This window comes from Acinetobacter johnsonii ANC 3681 (assembly GCF_000368805.1).
GTDB lineage: Bacteria > Pseudomonadota > Gammaproteobacteria > Pseudomonadales > Moraxellaceae > Acinetobacter > Acinetobacter johnsonii.
The window spans coordinates 417,406-436,286 of record NZ_KB849705.1; the positions used below are offsets into that span (position 1 = coordinate 417,406).

The 18,881-nt window shown below is 40.2% G+C and carries 15 protein-coding genes and 1 pseudogene; 11 read left to right on the plus strand and 5 right to left on the minus strand.

Features of this window, described 5'->3' with window-relative positions:
* Positions 1–211 precede the first annotated feature (211 nt).
* The 3 genes from F946_RS06195 to F946_RS06205 are packed head-to-tail and all read left to right on the plus strand — an operon-like array spanning position 212 to position 2,216.
* Positions 212–1,045, plus strand: coding sequence for an energy transducer TonB (locus tag F946_RS06195; protein ID WP_004980276.1), 834 nt, complete (start codon positions 212–214; stop codon positions 1,043–1,045).
* Between the two features lie 31 nt (positions 1,046–1,076).
* The gene (locus tag F946_RS06200) at positions 1,077–1,811 is read left to right on the plus strand and encodes a MotA/TolQ/ExbB proton channel family protein (RefSeq protein WP_004980280.1); all 735 of its coding nucleotides are present in this window, start codon (positions 1,077–1,079) and stop codon (positions 1,809–1,811) included.
* Positions 1,812–2,216 (plus strand): ExbD/TolR family protein, encoded by a 405-nt coding sequence (locus F946_RS06205; protein WP_004980281.1) that lies wholly within the window; start codon positions 1,812–1,814, stop codon positions 2,214–2,216.
* 262 nt (positions 2,217–2,478) lie between these two features.
* On the opposite strand, the gene F946_RS06210 is transcribed toward F946_RS06205, so the two are convergent.
* Together F946_RS06210 and F946_RS06215 are read right to left on the minus strand one after the other, a co-directional pair.
* On the minus strand, positions 2,479–3,642 hold the full coding sequence (locus F946_RS06210) for a tetratricopeptide repeat protein (RefSeq protein WP_004980287.1): 1,164 nt from the start codon (positions 3,640–3,642) through the stop codon (positions 2,479–2,481).
* Between the two features lie 237 nt (positions 3,643–3,879).
* Positions 3,880–4,824 carry a LysR family transcriptional regulator gene (locus tag F946_RS06215; RefSeq protein WP_004980289.1) on the minus strand — a complete coding sequence of 315 codons (945 nt, stop codon included), beginning with the start codon at positions 4,822–4,824 and terminating at the stop codon, positions 3,880–3,882.
* 89 nt (positions 4,825–4,913) lie between these two features.
* Between F946_RS06215 and F946_RS06220 the strand changes: the two genes are divergently transcribed.
* The 8 genes and pseudogenes from F946_RS06220 to F946_RS06255 all read left to right on the plus strand — a co-directional run bounded on the left by F946_RS06220 (position 4,914) and on the right by F946_RS06255 (position 11,236).
* On the plus strand, positions 4,914–5,555 hold the full coding sequence (locus F946_RS06220; protein ID WP_004980292.1) for an alanyl-tRNA editing protein: 642 nt from the start codon (positions 4,914–4,916) through the stop codon (positions 5,553–5,555).
* A gap of 1 nt (position 5,556) precedes the next feature.
* A pseudogene (locus F946_RS06225) lies at positions 5,557–6,191 on the plus strand (LysE family translocator).
* Positions 6,192–6,459: 268 nt separating this feature from the next.
* Positions 6,460–6,840: a hypothetical protein gene (locus F946_RS06230; RefSeq protein ID WP_004980299.1), complete on the plus strand. Its 381-nt coding sequence runs from the start codon at positions 6,460–6,462 to the stop codon at positions 6,838–6,840.
* 44 nt (positions 6,841–6,884) lie between these two features.
* On the plus strand, positions 6,885–7,934 hold the full coding sequence (locus tag F946_RS06235; RefSeq protein ID WP_004980300.1) for a linear amide C-N hydrolase: 1,050 nt from the start codon (positions 6,885–6,887) through the stop codon (positions 7,932–7,934).
* 229 nt (positions 7,935–8,163) lie between these two features.
* A complete protein-coding gene (locus F946_RS06240; protein WP_004980303.1) occupies positions 8,164–8,787 on the plus strand; it encodes a LexA family protein in 624 nt (207 codons plus the stop codon).
* 20 nt (positions 8,788–8,807) lie between these two features.
* Entirely contained in the window at positions 8,808–10,103 is a 1,296-nt protein-coding gene (locus F946_RS06245; RefSeq protein WP_004980308.1) for a Y-family DNA polymerase, read from the plus strand.
* 63 nt (positions 10,104–10,166) lie between these two features.
* On the plus strand, positions 10,167–10,673 hold the full coding sequence (locus tag F946_RS06250; RefSeq protein ID WP_004980309.1) for a GNAT family N-acetyltransferase: 507 nt from the start codon (positions 10,167–10,169) through the stop codon (positions 10,671–10,673).
* Between the two features lie 209 nt (positions 10,674–10,882).
* A complete protein-coding gene (locus tag F946_RS06255) occupies positions 10,883–11,236 on the plus strand; it encodes a putative periplasmic lipoprotein (protein ID WP_004980310.1) in 354 nt (117 codons plus the stop codon).
* Between the two features lie 96 nt (positions 11,237–11,332).
* On the opposite strand, the gene F946_RS06260 is transcribed toward F946_RS06255, so the two are convergent.
* The 3 genes from F946_RS06260 to F946_RS06270 form a co-directional block, all read right to left on the minus strand.
* The gene (locus F946_RS06260) at positions 11,333–14,194 is read right to left on the minus strand and encodes an autotransporter domain-containing protein (protein WP_004980311.1); all 2,862 of its coding nucleotides are present in this window, start codon (positions 14,192–14,194) and stop codon (positions 11,333–11,335) included.
* Positions 14,195–14,527: 333 nt separating this feature from the next.
* The gene (locus F946_RS06265; RefSeq protein ID WP_004980312.1) at positions 14,528–16,510 is read right to left on the minus strand and encodes a TonB-dependent receptor plug domain-containing protein; all 1,983 of its coding nucleotides are present in this window, start codon (positions 16,508–16,510) and stop codon (positions 14,528–14,530) included.
* A 120-nt stretch (positions 16,511–16,630) separates the two neighbouring features.
* Entirely contained in the window at positions 16,631–18,865 is a 2,235-nt protein-coding gene (locus tag F946_RS06270; protein ID WP_035326501.1) for a TonB-dependent siderophore receptor, read from the minus strand.
* Positions 18,866–18,881 lie beyond the last annotated feature (16 nt).

Consider the following 18,881-nt stretch of genomic DNA (forward strand, 5'->3'; position numbering starts at 1 on the left):
CTAATCTAAAAAAGTTCTTTTTCTATTTTTAAAAAATAATTCATTATATTTTTAATCTCTCATTTAACTAAATTATTTCACGCATCTGTGAATTAATTAAAAACTTAGAATTGAAAGAATATTTCCTTATTCAAATTAAACCAATTTAATTAATGAAATAAAAAATATTCTGCAATGCAAATTAAATCTTATTGAATGGTGCATTACTGATATGAGTGAAGTCAGTCGAAGTCCTTATAAAAAGGCAATTTTGTTTGAACAACTTCAAAATGTTCAGTCCAATGTATTTCATGCTGTAGATCCATTTGTTGCCCATTTGGCAAGTCCAGTCGCAGCAGAAAAACCTGTTCAAACCCATAAGATCTTTTGGGCGATTGGTGCTGTTCTGGCGTTACATTACGGCATTTTTTATCTTGCAGAGCATCTTCCAACACCACCCTTAGTCGTGAAAAAACCCGAACCTATCGCAATTGTAATTGAAAAACCCAAGGAAGAGCCGCCTAAGGTGATTGAACCCAAACTCAAACAGGAAATACAAAAACCGATCATTCCACCTGTTTCCGCAAAGCCTCAGCCCGTACAGAAACCCGTGGTTGAAAAATCCGCGCAAAAACCCGTTGTGCAGAAGCAGATTGAGCAGCCTAGACCAGTCGCTAAATCCGTTGCTCAACCAGTACCACAGGCTGAACCCACAGAAAACGTCACACCGACCCCAAAAGTCGCTGAACCTGTGACTAAGCCTGCACAAGAAAACTTGCCCGTGACAGCAGCCAAAGGTTATGCCGGTTACCTGAGTAATCCTGCACCTGAATACCCAGAAGTAGCATTAGACCGTGGTTGGGAAGGTGTTGTGATGTTACGTGTGAAAGTCTCACCCACAGGCAGTCCTCTGGAAATCAACCTGAAAAATAGCAGCGGCAAAAAAGTACTGGATGAGACGGCAGTAAAAACTGTGAAGCGCTGGAAATTTTCACCTGCACTACGTGGCAACACGCCAGTTGAAGGTTGGGTCGATGTTCCGATTCACTTCAAATTACCCAATTAAACTGTAAAATTTTATCTTAGGAAAATTCGATATGTCTGATATTAATACGATTATTCATGATGCCACCATTTGGTTATTGATCAGTTTTTCGATCATCACTTGGGTGCTAATAGTGGTGAAAGCCGTACAAACCTCAAAAGCCACCAAACAAAGTAAGCTGTTTGTCGATAGTTTCTGGTCAGCCCAGAACTTGGCAGATGCAATTGGTCAGTCTGAAGATGCGCAGGGACCGACAGCACGTATTGCCCAAACTGGTTTTAAAACCTTGACTGAAGCCAATGAAAAAACCCATCAAGACTTACAGCAAACCTGGAGTCGTCAGGATTTGTTAGAGCGTCACTTACGCAAGCAAATTCTTGCTGAACGTCGTCAACTCGAAAAAGGCTCAGCCGTTCTCGCATCGATTGGGAACAATGCCCCATTTATTGGTTTGTTTGGCACCGTGTTTGGGATTATTCATGCCTTACAAGCGATTGCACAATCTGGTAGTGCCAGTATGGATGTAGTTGCTGGTCCAATTGGTCAGGCACTGGTTGCTACAGGTATTGGTATTGCTGTGGCTGTGCCTGCTGTACTTGCCTATAACTATTTTGTCCGTAAAGTAAAAGGCATTGGTGCAGATTTAGATGACTTTGCAACAGACTTTGTCAGCCTCACTCAAAAAGTAGGTTTCCAACTGCCAACCAAAACTCAAACTGCGCATGTTGCAGTAAAACCAGTGGCGACGCATCAGTTGTCATCTCAAGAAAAGGAGGCTTTGGCTTAAATGGCTATTTCAACTTCTCAAGATGACGATGTCGTCAGTGACATCAACATTACCCCACTGGTCGATGTGATGTTGGTGTTATTGATCGTGTTTATCGTCACGGCGCCTTTATTAACCAATAGCGTAAAAGTCAACTTACCCAAAGCTGCACCAACACAATCTACCGATCAAAACAAAGCACTGGTGATTAGTGTAAAACCGGATGGCGCAATCTTTTTAGATAAAGATCCTGTCAATCTCGAAACTTTTGAGCAAGAAATCACACAGCGTAAAAATGCCAACAGCAAGTTAGCATTAAACTTAAATGCCGATGAAACCGTTCCTTATGGCACGGTGGCTAAACTTTTAGCCAGTATAGAACGCGTCGGTGTAGAGAAATTATCAGTGATTACCGAACCAAAATAATCGATTACTCACTGAAATCCAAGGCATCTTCAACATTTCGGGCTGTATTGACCCCAATGTTGTAGATGTCTTTTTATTGGACGTAAAAATTCTGGGTTGCAACATTACTCTATACTTCGCCATTTGCCATGGTAACGACATAAACAGATCACAAAAACCTCAAATAAAAAAGAACCCTCCGAATTAGACATAATCATCCAACTTCTAGGGTACATTTCGCTCTAGTACGGCTTATTCAGTTTAAGCCAATATATTAATAGACTTAGCGACTCACTCGCTGAATAGCCTCATCATAGGTCGCACTTGGTTTATATTGGTTTGCTAGTTGATAATGTTGTTTAGCTTGAGCATAGTCCTGATTATTTTCATAAATTTTACCAATGTTGTAATGTGAATATGCTTTGGTATTGTCATTAGACGCCAAGGCAATCGCCTTTTGATTTGCCCATAATGCTTCAGATGAACGATTCAACTTTTGATAAGCAACAGCAAGATTACTATAGGTTTGTCCAACGTTTGGATTGTAATCAATGGATTGTTGATAAAACAGGGCAGCTTGTTCAAATTGATTGTTTTTATAGGCTTTATCCGCTTGCAAATTTAGTGCTTTAGCCCTTGCCTGTGCGTTGGCTGAAACAGGAACATAATGCAGCTGCGTCGCTTGGCTTTGGTAACTCGATACTGTTGAACCCACTTGGCTTGCCCCAATGGTTGTCCCCGAAATACGATTAATATCTTGGATTTCACCCTCTGGACTAATGCGGAACACAGTCCATAAGTTCCCTGTCAAACCCGTTGGAATATAGTAAGACCGAATCAAAGACTCGCCTGCATAAACCATAACTTTTGCTTGGCTATTCGACAGGTTCGCAGTATTGGGTTTGGCGCGATCTGAATAATCATGCACTGAATAAACATAATATTGCCCGTCTAAACGCTTATCGATGGTTACGGTTTCTGGGCCATAAGAGTCTGTATCGTCGACATCTAAATTGGCATCTTGCCCTTGTTTATTGTCCCAATACACATGTTGATTTTTATAGCTTAAATGCGAGTCCAAATCTAAAGGACTCTGTCCCCAGTTTAAAACAATTCGCATACTGTTTAAGTCTTTCAATATAGGACTTAAGGCATAGGTCATGCCATCACAGGGACATTTTGCAACCAATGTTGAATAGCCTGATTTTTTGATAATCAATAAATTGTCTGCGCCATTCGCACTACTACTGTTCACCGTTGCTCGGCCGTCTGCATTGGTTGACGTTGATGCAGACTGTTCACCATTTTTTTGTAAAATGACTTGTGCATTCGCAATATTTTGATCTTTTACCGTTGCACTTAAAACATGAATATTGGTTGTATCTGCATAGCCCAAAGTAGGGATGCTTAAACCCAAAATAGAAGAATAAAGTAGATGTTTTTTCATTGCGTATCTCTTATTAAATTGCTTATTTCATTTTAAAGTCTTTTCAACGCTAGGACTTAAACATTAAATCATTCAAATTATGCGGTACATTCGATGCATATACTATAGCTTAAATATCGATAGTCTGCTTAGGCTATCTCAAAGATGCATCATCAATGTTTACTCTTCATCGCCTATCTAGCTCAGCATAAATATTAGTCATGCTCTAAGCTCTTTGAATGATGCCATCTTAATAAATTAAGCAAGCGTCTCTGCAGTTTTTAGGACGGGTTCTAAACTCAGTTTCTGCGCAATAAACTGAATAAAGACCTCTATTTTCGGAGCTAAATAACGTGTGGGTGGATATAGTAACCAAGCATCTCCACTATAATAGGTCTTGAAATGCCAATCTGGTAATACTTGAATCAGTGCTTGGTTATTTAAAGCATGTCTCGCCATAAAATAAGGCAAACTTGCGACTCCCATATGCTTTAAAGCCGCATCTAGTCGGATACCCGTATGATTCGCCGAATATCGTCCTTTTACAGTCACACTGGTGGTTTTATTACCCTTTTGGAATTTCCACTTTGAATCGCTGACTTGTTCACCTAAAAAAATACATTGGTGTTGATTTAAATCACTCGGTTGCTGAGGCGTTCCATTCTTTTTTAAATACTCGGCTGTCGCCACTAAGACATGATCAATACGAATCAGCTGTCGACCCTTTAAGCCCAACGGCGGTTCATTGGTAATGCGTATGGCCAAGTCAATTTCATCGTCAATAAAGTCTATGAAACGATCTTCCAACAGCAGTTGAATATCTATCTGAGGATAAAGTTCAAGAAACTCGGGTATATGTGGATGAATCAAATAATGCCCTACGGCTTTCGGTACACTGATCCGAACGGTACCACTGGGTTCAGTATTGAATTTTCCTGAATGCTCAATCACTGCTTGGGCAGCTCTAACCATCTCTAAACAATGATCATAAGTTTGTTTTCCACTCTCACTTAAACGCAGTTTTCGCGTTGTTCTTTCGAGCAGCCGTGTTCCTAAAGCCCGTTCCAATCGGCTAATGGCTTTACTCACTGCAGACGGCGTATTTCCAAGCTGTCGAGCCGTTTCTGAAAAACTGCCAGTCTCCACAACTTTAACAAAAATAGCCATTTCTTGGAGTAAAGCCATACTTTGATTTGTGCTCATGAGGAAAAAGTAATTTAATTTTTTACTAGATTATCATCAATAATTAAGCCTCATATAATCTTTTCTGTGAAATTTTGACAGAGATAACCATGACTCAAGCTTTATATCTATCTGACATCACTCAGGCTGAGGTAGAAATTTTAAGATGTGAACCTACTGACGATGGTCGATTTGCCATTCAGCTTGCCCAAACACCGTTTCATCCACAAGGTGGTGGTCAACCCAGTGATTTAGGTAAAATCAATGGTATAGATGTGCTTCATGTTACTATGCAAGATGATCAAATTATTCATTATTCTAATCACGCGATTACTTTAGGTCTGGCACAGGCTCAAGTTGACGTAACCCGACGCCACTATCACAGTCGCCTACACTCCGCAGGACACTTAATCGGGCATGTAATGCAAGCCTTTGGCTGGCAACCCACCAAAGCACAGCACTGGCCAGACGAATGCAAAGTCCAATTTGTCAGACAAGATCATTCTGAAGACCAAGATTTAGAAACTTTACAGCAGATATGCAATCAATATATTTCTAGCCAACTCGTCAGACTGGCCCAACAAAATGCTGATGGCTACCGTGAAGTCAGTTTTGGAACTTTACCTGCTTTTGCTTGTGGTGGAACCCATGTCCAAAATTTATCTGAAATTGGAACGCTCGAAATTACAGGCTATAAACTTAAAAAAGATAAGTTAACCGTGAGCTATCGCGTTTCGGATGAGCATCAATAATATGTGGATGCAATATAGTTCAGAATTTTTAGCTTTGGCTTTGGTGCATTTTCTTGCAGTCCTTTTACCCGGCCCTGACTTCGCCATTACAGTTAGAAATAGCGTGCGCTATGGCTATGCAATTGGGTGCATCACGGCTATTGGCATTGGTATAGGAATTTCAGTTCATATTTTATATACCCTTGTAGGCTTGGGCATTATTATTCAACAAAGTCCGTGGTTCATGCTTATTTTAAGAATCGCAGGCGCACTATATTTAATTTATTTAGGTTGGAGTTTATTACGTGCTCCCTCTGTCAATATCGATCCCTCGATTGAAGAAACTGCCAATATGCCTTTGAGTCAAAGCAAAGCCTTTATAACGGGCTTTATGACCAATGCGCTCAATCCCAAAGCGACTATTTTTTTCTGGCTATATTTACCACACTCGTCAGTCCGACAACTCCGATGAAAGTACAATTTGCTTATGGGATATGGATGTGTATCGTCAATGCACTCTGGTTCATGCTGGTCGCTGTTTTGTTTTCTCGACCCGTCGTTCGACAGCAATTTTTAAAGATGGGAAAACAGTTTGAGCGATTGATGGGCCTCATATTAATTGCTCTGGCACTGAAGCTGTTATTTACCCATTTATGATGTTTCATAGCACCAGCAACTGCGGATTATTCAGAATGTCGGTGCTGCCGATATTCTGAATAAGTACATAAAAATATGAGTAGCATATTTAAATCATAAAATGTGCAATCATTTTATTAAAATTTGGCCATACGTTGGTTGCTATTTATCTTCTGAAGATATCTTTTAGACTCACCCGACATTAAAATGAAACTGTGCTAAAAACGATCAAACAAGCCATACTCTATTTTTATATCGTGTGGTAAAAATATATAAAAAAGGCAATGACATGAAAATTAAAACATATTCATTACTTTCAATCGGTATTTTTATGAGCCAAAGTACTCAGGCTAAACGCTTTATAAAAGGCTTGCACGGCGCGTTAAAACTGAACCCGAACATCTATGCCTTTGGTGCAGATGAAGACAACACAATAAGCCAAGAAAACTTTAATTCTTTTGCTGACTGGCAAACAGCTGCAACCTCTCAAGAAAAACATGCATTGTCCCTGCTTATTGCTTTAAATACCTCATTAGATCAAACCAGTTATAGGATTTACAATCAAGCGTATCTACCTCCTAAGACTACACAACTCAAAGCGATCCAAAATAAATCTCGGAACAGTTATCGTTATTTTGAACACGATTATAAAGCGAATAATTTTTATTAAGACATTCAACAACACAGTTACCTATTTTCTAAGAGAGCATGATAATGAACAATGTATTAAAAAAAGTATTATTTGCCGCAGGAATATTTGTGGTAGCAGAAGCAGCTATGGCATGTACCCGTGTGGTTTATCTGGGCAATAATGACGTCATGACAGCACGTTCAATGGACTGGAAAAGCGATATTGGAACCAACTTGTGGATTTTACCCAATAATGTCAAACGTAATGGTATGGCGGGGCCAAAATCGATTCAATGGACATCTAAGTACGGCAGTGTCGTTGCAACGGGTTATGACATCTCCACTACCGATGGCGTCAATGAAAAAGGGCTAATGGCAAACTTACTGTGGTTGGTTGAATCTGAATATCCAAATGTGAAAACCTCTAAAAAGCCATCTTTGGGCATTTCACTGTGGGCGCAATATGTCTTAGATAAATATGCCACGGTGAATGAGGCCATTCAGGCATTGGAAAAAGAACCGTTCACAGTAGTGACCGACCAAGTTCCAGGTGAAAAACGGTTAGCGACACTGCATTTATCTATTTCAGATGCCACGGGTGACAGTGCCATCATTGAATATATTGGTGGAAAACAAGTGATTCATCACAGTCGCCAATACCAAGTAATGACCAACTCACCAATTTTTGATCAGCAGTTGGCGCTAAATGCTTATTGGAAGCAAATTGGTGGAACAACCATGCTCCCAGGCACAAACCGTGCAGCCGATCGTTTTGCAAGAGCGTCTTTTTATATCAATGCCATCCCGAAAAATGCGAATTATAAACACTCATTAGCGAGTGTTTTTGGTGTCATTCGCAATGCGTCCGTACCCTTTGGATTGAACACTGAAGAAGAACCAAATATTTCCTCAACCCGTTGGCGTACAGTGGTCGACCATAAACGCGGTTTATATTTCTTTGAATCTGCTGTTTCACCAAATGTGTTTTGGGTCGATTTAAAGGAAATTAACTTTAAAGATGGTCAAACCAAGAAGTTAGAACTTGGCCCAGACCAAGCGATGACGTATGCAGGCAAAGCCAATGCATCCTTTAAAGTCACCAAACCTTTTGATTTTTTAGGAACTAATCCCTAAGTTTTCATTTAAATCATTGGCTTAACGATATAATCCCCCCAATAGTAGCCCTAATCAAAGGGCTACTTATCATCCAAAAGAAAGTTTCTTATTTTTTCTTATCCGCGACCAAAATTGACGGAGCATTGTTTATTCAGTATTTTTAAATTTGAGTTTTCACCCACATCAGCATATTCTAAACAGACAGATTTCACTTCCAAACACGCCTTGTAGCGTAGGAGTATTCAGCATGTCAAAGAAGTTACCTATCTACTTCTCGGACGACGCATGGTCGTCTTTACAAGATCTCATGGGGCCAGACGGCAAACCCAGCCCCACCATCAATAGCATACTCGAACAAATTGCGCAGCAAGCTGAACTCGCGGATCAACTTGGGCTAATTCCTGTTCTACCTCAGTCTAAAGTCTCCATTCCTGTCTCTTTAGAGCGCATTCCAGCAGGCCCAGCCTTCAGCACTAAAGATGAGCAAGGCAAAGCCATCGATCTCAATGAATTCTTAATACAAAACCCCATTTCAACGTTCATCGCTCATGTAGACAGTGAGTCAATGTTGGGCGTAGGTCTTGAAGTAAATGACCCGATTATTATTGATCGGAGTATTGAAGCTAAACACTACGACATAGTGGTGGCTTTAATTGATAATAAAGACTCCACTATTAAAAGACTGATGATGACAAACAAAATGTCAAAGTCGGACATCAAAGACATTTTTGGAGATGAAAACTACCCTCTGCCTCAACTTTGGTTGAAAGCTGAAAACCCTGAATATGAACATATTATTCCTACAGAAAATCAAACCTTTGTTATTTGGGGAGTGGTGACATTTAACTTAAAACGTTTGTATCACCGTTAAAAATAATAAGAAGAAGCAACATGAAAAATGAAACTGAAATATTCGCGCTCGTTGACGTGAATAATTGCTATGTCTCGTGTGAACGCGTATTTAATCCAAAGCTCAATGACCGTCCTGTGATTGTGTTAAGTAATAATGATGGTTGTGTGGTTGCTCGAAGCCAAGAAGCCAAGGATCTCGGCATTCGTATGGCTGTCCCTTTTTTTCAAATTCAAGAACTCGTGCAGCAACATAATATTCAAGTGTTTTCGAGTAACTATGCTCTATATGGGGAAATGTCTCGCCGCTTCATGCAGTTATTGGGGCAATATGTGGCAGCCGATGAACAAGAGATCTATTCCATTGATGAATGTTTTTTAAAGCTAACCGCTTATGAGCATTTATTTAACCTCACTGACTATGCCAAAGACATGAAAGACAAGGCATGGCAGTGGCTTGGTCTTCCCTGCTGTATTGGAATTGGTCGTTCTAAAACAGAAGCCAAAATAGCCAATCATTTAGCCAAGAAAAATAAGGCGTTGAATGGCGTGTGCAATTTGGCACACATGGATCCATGTACTGCTGAATACATGCTTGCAGATGTGGAGGTCGGTGAAGTCTGGGGCGTCGGTCGACAGAACTGCAAAAAGCTGAACGCGATGGGTATTTATACGGTTTTAGATTTGATCGAATCCAAGCCGAGTGAAATTAAAAAGCACTTTAGTATTGTCATGGAAAAGACTGTCCGTGAACTTCAGGGGTTGTCTTGTATCAATATTGAAAGTGATGCGGCTGCGCATAAGCAAATTATTAGTAGTCGCTCATATGGTCAAGCTGTGTATGAAATTGATGACATCAAAGCCTCTGTACGCCTATATGTTGCCAGTGCGGTTAAACGCTTACGTCATGATGGCTCTATTTGTAAAATGATCGGGGTGTATATTCAAACAGGTCGTTTTAGTCAAAGTGAACGTTACTCGCCCTATACCATTGTGCACATGCTTGAACATACCGATGATCTACTTGAAATAACGCAGGCGGCCATGAAAGGCATTGACCAAATTTACAAGTCAGGGTTTAAATACAAAAAGGCGGGCATTGTCCTTTTGGAAATTATGGATAAATCTAAATTTGTGCATGATCTTTTTACCGACTATAGCCATAGAAATGACCGTAAAGAGCTCTCAAATACGATGGATGCCATTACTGAACGCTTTGGTAAGAATTTGATTTCTTTGGGGGTTTGCCATGAGAGGAAAGAGCCTTGGCAAATGAATCAGTGCAATCGCTCTCCTGCCTATTTAAGCAACTGGTCGGAGCTATTTAGAGTGGGTTGAAGTCTTATCTTCATAAAAGTAGTGTCACTTTCAACTGAACGAATACTCATAAGGATTTTTTGAATGAACATCACGATTCGAGACGAACAGCCAGAAGATGTTAAAGGCATTGAGAGGTTGACTCGTACTGCATTTTTAAATGCAGAGCATACCAGCCATACGGAACAATTCATTGTGAACAGCCTCCGAAAAAGTGGTCAACTTACGATTTCTTTGGTTGCTGTTGAAGACGATTCAATTATCGGTCATGTCGCCATTTCACCTATATCCATCTCGACAGGTACAACAGGTTGGTATGGCCTAGGCCCAATTTCTGTCTGCCCAACTAAACAAGGTTTGGGCATTGGGTCACAACTGATGCAAGCATCCCTTGAAAAATTAAAACAACTGGGTGCCAAAGGCTGTGTTCTATTAGGAGATCCCAATTATTATCATCGCTTTGGGTTTCAGCCTCATCTAGAGTTGGTTTTACCTGGCGTTCCTAGCGAATACTTTCAAGCCCTTAGTTTCAATGGAGAAATACCTCAGGGTGTTGTCAGTTATCATGACGCATTTAATGCCACTGAATAAATTGAACTTTTAAATATCAATTTACTCTATTGTGTAAGGTTTAAATCAACACTTTGAACCGTATTTTGAATCATTTAAGGTGAATAAAAGTACGTTTATACAGCGTAAAGCTCCATTTATGTAAGGCGAATGTAAAGCAAACTTTTAAACTTAAGGTATAACAAATAGTATATACGGACTTATGATTTATATATAAAAAGGTCAGTTTTATGAAAAATATTTTAGGTGCAACACTCATTACTTTAGCCTTAGTGGGCTGTACTTCTGTACCAACGGGAAAAGTCACTCAAGAAAATACATCAGGCAGTAATGCTGCAGAAACACAAGTGATTCACTTCACTGGCCCAATGGATTTAACCATTGAACTGAAGTCATCTGATAATTTTGAAACAGCGATGATGACGGATAACTCAGATCGAACATTCATGCTGAAAAGTGCACCAGCAGCAAGTGGTATGCTCATGACTGACGGCAAAGGTGTTTCTATTCACATCAAAGGAAGTGAAGGCATTGTCGAGTTTGTCAAAGACAAGCCAATCCAGATTACTGAGTTTAAGAAATAAACGTCATATCTAAGCGTTTATTAAAAAAGGTCATGTGGGACAAGTCCTACATGACCTTTATTTTACTTTCAAATCACGATTTATTTAGCAAAAAACTTAAAATGCATATTTCAGACCAAGCTGCATTTGATAGTCTTCTGCATTAAGTGCATTCCCAGCCACATCCCCAAAAATATTCCATTTAGAGTTTGCTGTTAAATAATTAAAGCCTAGACCATAAAGTAAAAAGTCTTTGTCAAATGACGGTGCGCGATAGCGAACATCTACTGAATGATCAATGTTTGATGTCAAACTTACATTCGGCAATGAACGATCAAAGGCATATGCATATTCCGCATAACCACCCAACTTCAGCTGCTGTGTCACTTGATAGTCTGCACGCGTTCCAACATGTGCTTTGCTTTCTTTGGCAGTCGTATCACCAACCGTCACCCCTAGATCACTCGACTCTTTCACTTGATCTAGAGATACAGCATTATGACTAAGTGCAAGGTATGGTGAAATGGAGAATTGCTCCATTGGCAGAGCATAGCCAAACTCAGTATAAATACCATATTTATCTAAATCGGCTTTAGCATGGCTCGCGTCAGTCTTGATGCCATCGGTCACAGTTCTGTCGAAAGTTGTATCACCAAAGCCATATTGTGCATTTGCAGCAGCATAATAGTTACGATCTGATAACCACTGACCATATATACCTATTGTTGTCAGCTCAGTTTCGCTCTTGCCATTCGATGCGCTAAATTTAGAGTCTTCGTTGTAGTCCGAAATGTAGGCACCTAAAATAGCATGGTCTGTCACTTTGAAGTCAGCACCTGCAGATGCTGTCTTAATTTCAGACTCAACAGTATCCCAACCTTTTGCTTCACTGGTATTATCTAGATAACCTGCTGTTACCCATGCCCCTGTTAGCCCTTGTTTACTCACTTGATATGAGCGCTGTGCAATTTGTGCATTAACCAAGGTGTCATTACGAAGCAATACTGATGGCATCTCTGCAAATAAAGCACCCGCATTTGAGTTCAACACTGCTTGTGCAGCCGTTGCCGTTGCCACTTTTTGTACATTAGCAACATAGTCCGTTAACTGCGTCGATTGACCTGAAACTGCTTGTGTATTGGCTTTTGCCATCAGTTTATTCAGCAACTCACCAGAGGCATCAGAAATTCCACCACTCAGCGTTCCTGCTGTTTTTGCATCCGCGAGTGCAACATCTACCGCAACATCTTGATTGGTCTGACTCAACCCTTTCACGGTTAAAAATGCACTGGTCGAGCTATAACTATCAAACTGACCTGCAACATGATTTGCATTCAGTACCTGATGCACTCCTTCTGTCACCATGCCTTTATTCTGTGCAGAAACTTCGAGCTTTCCAGCAAGTGTGGCATTGCCTTTCACTGTTAAATAGTGCTCTAAACCATAAGCAAGAGTTCCTGTACTTTCTTGCGTATAGTTACCGTTCACCGTTAAACGACCATCTTTGCTTGAAACAGTCCCTTGATTGACGACAGCCCCTGTCTGCCCCGAACCAGATAAAGTCCCACTCGTTCCCACACGCACGGTAGAATCAATATTTCCAGTGACTTGTAACTTGCCTAATTGGACATCTGTTGCTCCCGTATAATTGCTGTCACCAGCCATTACCAAAGTACCAGTTCCTTGTTTAATAAGACCTGCATCGCCATCAATGTCATTAGAAAAAATCGCAACATTGGATGTCACGTTTGCTTCAAAGTTTTCATTAAACACTTTTAAAAAGGACTGCGGACCACTTAATGAATTCCAGATATCCAGTGCACCCCAGCCAAAGCGCTCGTTATAGAGTTGATTGAGACCAGAACCGTCATCCATATAGTCGGCATTGGTCAGTAATACTTGTCGTACTTGGTCATTGCTCATCCATGGATATTTACTCCATACCAACGCCGCAGCTGAGGTAACTTGTGGTGTTGCACCCGATGTTCCGTAGAACATAATCAAGCCACCTGCACTATCGCTTTGAATAGGGCCAACGATATAATCAGCAGCTAAGCACCAACGTGCAGCAAGTCCGCAATTATTCGCACCTTCGCCTTTGGTATTGCGATACAAGTCAGTATGTTCCTCATTTAAGCCTGTAACAGCCAACCAACCTTTTTCAATTGCACTATTTCGGGTTGGCAACAACACCTCATCACTTGGCACAGCAAGACCAGCATTACCTGTTGCCATGACCACTAAAGAGCCACCATCGGCTAAACGCGCTGCATATTGAGTAACGTCATCATGGAAAATCCCGCGCATACCCACAGTACCGAAGGAACCATTAAATAACTTCACGCCATACTGTTTATTGAGCTCCAGTGCAGCTTGATATGCTGTGGTTGCGTAACCGATACCGTTATTGCTCTCGCTTGTAGAAACGCCATAAATTTCAGCAATATCTTTAGCGATTCCTTCAATACTTCTTGTTACTGGATATTTTGCATTCGCAGGGATTTTACCCGCAATAATTTGCGCGACAATTGTGCCATGGGTTCCAGGATCAATATCTTGAATGTCAATCCCACGATTTGTTAAGTCTTCACGTGTAAGAGTCCCCGCTTGATAGTCCTCAATATAACGGAAAACCTTTTTGACAGAATCTTCTAAATAGTCATTGATACCCACACCAGAATCTAGCACCCCCACACCCACTTTATTTAGGGAAGTATCAGGCTCTTCGACATTAAATTTTTGCGGATCATAGATATATGCTGAATTAGGATTTTGCTCACCGCCAGTACCCGTATCTTGACCACCAGAACCAGGATTATTTTCTCCTTTAGTTGGCGGTTGCGTGATATGAGAACTCGTTTCAGCCAAACCTCCCCCACCACCTCCTCCGCAACCCACGAGAACACTACCAATCGCAAGCGCTAAAACAGAAGGAAAAAATTGGCGTTTTAAACCCACAAAATTGTGACTTTTGGTCATCTAATTTACCCAATAAAAATAAAAATTATTATAAAAAGCAAGTGATTATTTTTTACTGTTGGTACAGTTTTGGGATTTTTGCCCCAGCAATCACAGGCCAGTCATCATACCTTAGTGAAAGATATTTTCGAAAGCCTGAAGCAACTTTATCTGCACCTCACAAAGTTAAAAGAACAAAAAACACTCAGACTAATGTTGGCCCTATCACGTGAAAATGATGAATATTCATCCATATGCTCATCCACGGTCTCTGACATTATTTAGAGGAAATGCATCTTATAAAGCGAAATTAGAAAAGCACCCAAAGGTGCTTTTACTTTATAACCGTTTCAATCAATACTTAAAATTAAAACCAACAAAAGCCGTTCGACCCATTAAAATGTAATCAATCGAACGTGCAACATCATCGCGCTTAGTATTGGTTAAGTTTTTAATCCCCGCTTGCATAGTAAAACTCGGATTAAATTGATACTGCCCACTTAGGCCTAAAACGTGGTAATCATCTGATTTCTGACTCTTAGAAATGGCAGGTACATAGAGCATTTGGCTACCAATATATTGATAGTTAAGGTTCAATCCCAACGCATCATTCACACGCCAATCCAAAGCCATATTGCCTGTATGACGCGGGCTATAGTCTAGTTCTTTGTCCGTATCTTTATTTTTAGCATCTGAATAAGTGTAATTAAACTTCACCCCTAAAGCATCATTCACATCATATTGGCTTTCTAATTCGACACCTTTGACTGATGCTGAATGTACATTGGTATAAGTCATGACACTTGGACGGTATCCTGCTCTCCAACCATCGCTTACAATCATGTTTTTAATGTCATTATCAAAGTACATTAAACTTGCATAAAACTGGTCATTTTCATACACACCACCAAACTCATAACTTGTTGCAGTTTCAGGTTCTAAGTCAGGGTTTCCAATCACCTGACACATGCCACGACAGGCCAATACAGAATAGGTCGGATCTGATTGTGACAAACTTGGAGCCTTGAACGATTTACCGATTCCCCCTTTTAAATTAAATTGATCCGTAACTTGATACACACTGTAGAAGCGTGGGCTAAACTCGCTGCCAAAGCTATCATAGTCATCAAAACGTCCAGCAAAGGTCAGGGATAGTCGGTCAATTTTCCACTCATCTTGTAGATATAATGCCTTTTGATTTACGGATGCAGATCCATTCAGGTTTTGATTATGTTCTAATTCTGTTTTACGGAATTCAGCCCCACCAGTCACTAAATGCTGCTCTCCAATATGTCCACTCACTTGAGCATCAATCGTATGGTTGGTTTGTTGAATATCTCCCGTCTTTTTATATAAATTGGTGATGATTTCTGAGTTATCCATCAAGTCTACGTTTTCATAGTAATAACGTAGTCTACTGTTGATAGCATTCCAATTCGCAGAATAAGTCAGTCCCACACTGGTACGATCCATTTCTTGGATATTGGTCGGGAATGACAAACCGTAGTTGTTCCATACCGCTTTACGGTCATCTGAACGATGGGTTAAATCAACATCTAATGTCTGGTTATCATTAATCAGCCAACTGACATTTGAAAGGATGCTGAAACCTTTACGTTTTTCCGCTGCATCCGTATTTTTATAGATGCTTTGTTCAGAACGCCAAGCCTGTTGATCGATACCCTCAAGTACCAAATTTGCCAAGAGTTTATTTTCAATCAGGCTACCACCAATGTAGGCACTTGCTTTATGAATTGCCCCATCATCTCCTTCAGTTGGTAACTCATAACTATAGTTAAACGCGGTTTCTAATTGTTCGCTAGGTTTCTTTAAAATAATGTTAACCACGCCGCCCAAAGCATCTGCACCATAAATGGATGACATTGGACCACGCACCACTTCAATTCGATCTACTGCAGCCAAAGGAATAGATGACAAATCAAAATCATTTGAATAATTAGAGGTTAATGCGTCTCTAGAATTCACACGACGTCCATTGACCAATATCAAAGTGTAGTCTGAGTCTAATCCACGAATTTTAATTTCTTTACGACCATAAGCAGAGGATGTATTGATATGGATACCCGCACTCTGTTGTAAGGCATCTGCAAGATCATAAACAGGTTGTTTTGCTAAGTCTTCTTGGGTAATGACACTAATGGTTGCTGGTGCACTTTTTTGATCATGCTCTGTTTGACTGGCTGTGACTGTAATCGTTGCCAGTTTCTCTGGCTGAGTGTCTTCAGCATGAGCCATGCTCGAAAAGAGGCTCACCCCTAAAAGACTTTGAATCGCAACACTTAGAACTTTCTGATTGAAAAATATTTTATTTAACATATTATTAAGACCATAATTATAATTGATAATCGTTCGCAATTATATTGATTGGTAAATAATTTGCAACATTTTTGTATAAAAAAACCGCCCTTTTAGGCGGTTTTTTTGACTAAATAAAATTTAAAATTTTGCGCGGACTGTAAATGTTACATTTCTTGGCTCACCCCAATAGACGCCATTATAGAAGCCCACATTGAGATAGTATTTTTCATCAAACAAGTTATTAATATTTAAGCTCGCAGACAACTCATCACTAAACTTATAACTCGCAAAGGCATTTGCTAAATAATACGATTTTTGTACCACTGTACCACCGTTATAAGCATTCTCCGGCGCAGTTCCCCAGTTTTGAAAAATCTCACTTTGCCAATTGACTCCGCCTCCAACAGTCAGCTTATTAGCTCCATTCCACCAATTTTCTGGCAATGTATAGCTGGTAAAAAACTTAACTTGGTTTTGTGGAATTGTGGTCGTTGAGTTTGATATTGCTGAACTCACACTATTCACATAAGTATAACCAGCACTCACATTCCAATTGTCTTGTAACTTACCAATTGCATCAATTTCAAAGCCATTCACTTTTAGTCCTTTACCAGAGGACATATATGCCGTATCCATATTATCTACTTTAGGAATAGTTTTATTGGCTACACCATCGCGATATTCCTTATCTTCAACAGCAAGATCTTTGACGGATGACCAAAATACTGCAGCGCTTGTTAATAATTGAGCATCAAAAAATTCAGCTTTAACTCCTAGTTCTGTACTACTACCAATCTCTGGGTCCAAGTAATTACCATTTCTATCCCTTTTGCTTGAAGGTGTAAACATGTCGGTATAACTTGCATAAGCTGTGTAATTATCATTGAAATCATAAAGTAACCCCACATAAGGGACAAACTGCTCAAAACTCCGAGGTTTTTCAGGTTTCTTGTTCATCAACCATGTCTTGTTTTTATAATCATAGGTATTAAAACGACCGCCTAAAATCAACTTAAGTGGATCGGATAAATTCAGCCGCACTGTTGAATAGTAACCAAATAACTCTGTGGTGGTTTTACTCCCAGCACCCGTTTTAATATAGGTTGGCTTTGGCAAATCCCCCGTCCAATCACGATAATCTGGAATGTCGACTTCATATCCCAATTTCGGAAATGGCTTTACAGATTGCGATGTAGTCTCTGATTTAAAGCCACTGTAACCTACAATTAACTCATGTTCGCGACCAAGTAGTTGAAAAGGACCTGTTGCATATAAGTCTAAATTGAGTTTTTTACTCTCTGAGTAAGGTGATAGCTGAGTCCATATACTCAGACCTTTACCCGTTGAAGGATCTGGGAACCCGCTTCCACCGTAAGCAACGAACCAACTATTATCCGACGTACTATGTGCAGCAGCTGCTTTTACCATCCAACCGCTGTCAAAGTGATGCTGAATATCTGCAAAAATAGTTTCATCTTTATGCTTAATTGCACTCCAGTCTGTCGTTAAACTAAAGCTTCGTGGCAAGTGAGCAAGGCTACCATCCGCATTAAAGTAAGGAACTGTTCCCCATGTTGACCCTTTAGGGTCATTATCTTGATATTGGAACCCGACAGATGCCGTCGTATTATCGGTTAAATCTGCTTCTACAATGGCCATGGCCGCAGTTGATTTTAGCTCATAGAAATCCATATAGGATTCTTTATCCGTATATGCAGCCATTACCCTACTACGTACACTGCCATCTTGAGTCAAGGGAATCGAGACATCAGCTGTTACACGAGTATTATCCCAGCTGCCATATGTTGAACTTACGCTGCCTGAGAATTCTCTATTTGGACGCTTACGTACCATGTTAATCGTCGCTGATGGATTTCCTGTTGATCCAGTTAGACCACTTGCCCCTTTAATTACCTCAACTCGGTCGAAGAAAAAACTATCCGCACGCGGACTATTGTCTCCTACTGGCATACCATCAATTTGTCGGTTGGTAATAGAAAAACCGCGGGCATAGTAACTTGAACGTTCACTATCTTGTTTGGTTGCAGTTACACCTGGTGTCGCCGCCATTACATCGTCGATACTGACAAGATTACGCTGTTCAATTTGTTCTTGTGTAATGACACTTACGGACTGAGGAGTTTCTTTTAAATTTAAATCTAGTTTTGATGAAGATTTTGATTTATTTGCTTTAAAACTTCCCGTCCCCTCTGTTTTATCACTGACTGTCGCTTTAGATGTAATGGTCGCGAGTGTTGCTGTATTCGCTATTTGATTTTGTTCATTTGCCCAAGCAAAGTGCGTTATTGCCCCGTAAACTAAGATGGATTGAACAGCTAAGCTAAGAGTTTTTATTCGGAATTGTGAAGTCATAATGTAGGTTAAGTAA

Bases quoted from the DNA above. Each gene is read 5' to 3' on its own strand.
- F946_RS06255 (WP_004980310.1), top strand. From the start codon at position 10,883: ATGAAAAATATTTTAGGTGCAACACTCATTACTTTAGCCTTAGTGGGC.
- F946_RS06210 (WP_004980287.1), bottom strand. From the start codon at position 3,642: ATGAAAAAACATCTACTTTATTCTTCTATTTTGGGTTTAAGCATCCCT.
- F946_RS06235 (WP_004980300.1), top strand. From the start codon at position 6,885: ATGAACAATGTATTAAAAAAAGTATTATTTGCCGCAGGAATATTTGTG.
- F946_RS06250 (WP_004980309.1), top strand. From the start codon at position 10,167: ATGAACATCACGATTCGAGACGAACAGCCAGAAGATGTTAAAGGCATT.
- F946_RS06260 (WP_004980311.1), bottom strand. From the start codon at position 14,194: ATGACCAAAAGTCACAATTTTGTGGGTTTAAAACGCCAATTTTTTCCT.
- F946_RS06195 (WP_004980276.1), top strand. From the start codon at position 212: ATGAGTGAAGTCAGTCGAAGTCCTTATAAAAAGGCAATTTTGTTTGAA.
- F946_RS06240 (WP_004980303.1), top strand. From the start codon at position 8,164: ATGTCAAAGAAGTTACCTATCTACTTCTCGGACGACGCATGGTCGTCT.
- F946_RS06265 (WP_004980312.1), bottom strand. From the start codon at position 16,510: ATGTTAAATAAAATATTTTTCAATCAGAAAGTTCTAAGTGTTGCGATT.
- F946_RS06245 (WP_004980308.1), top strand. From the start codon at position 8,808: ATGAAAAATGAAACTGAAATATTCGCGCTCGTTGACGTGAATAATTGC.
- F946_RS06200 (WP_004980280.1), top strand. From the start codon at position 1,077: ATGTCTGATATTAATACGATTATTCATGATGCCACCATTTGGTTATTG.
- F946_RS06230 (WP_004980299.1), top strand. From the start codon at position 6,460: ATGAAAATTAAAACATATTCATTACTTTCAATCGGTATTTTTATGAGC.
- F946_RS06220 (WP_004980292.1), top strand. From the start codon at position 4,914: ATGACTCAAGCTTTATATCTATCTGACATCACTCAGGCTGAGGTAGAA.
- F946_RS06270 (WP_035326501.1), bottom strand. From the start codon at position 18,865: ATGACTTCACAATTCCGAATAAAAACTCTTAGCTTAGCTGTTCAATCC.
- F946_RS06215 (WP_004980289.1), bottom strand. From the start codon at position 4,824: ATGAGCACAAATCAAAGTATGGCTTTACTCCAAGAAATGGCTATTTTT.
- F946_RS06205 (WP_004980281.1), top strand. From the start codon at position 1,812: ATGGCTATTTCAACTTCTCAAGATGACGATGTCGTCAGTGACATCAAC.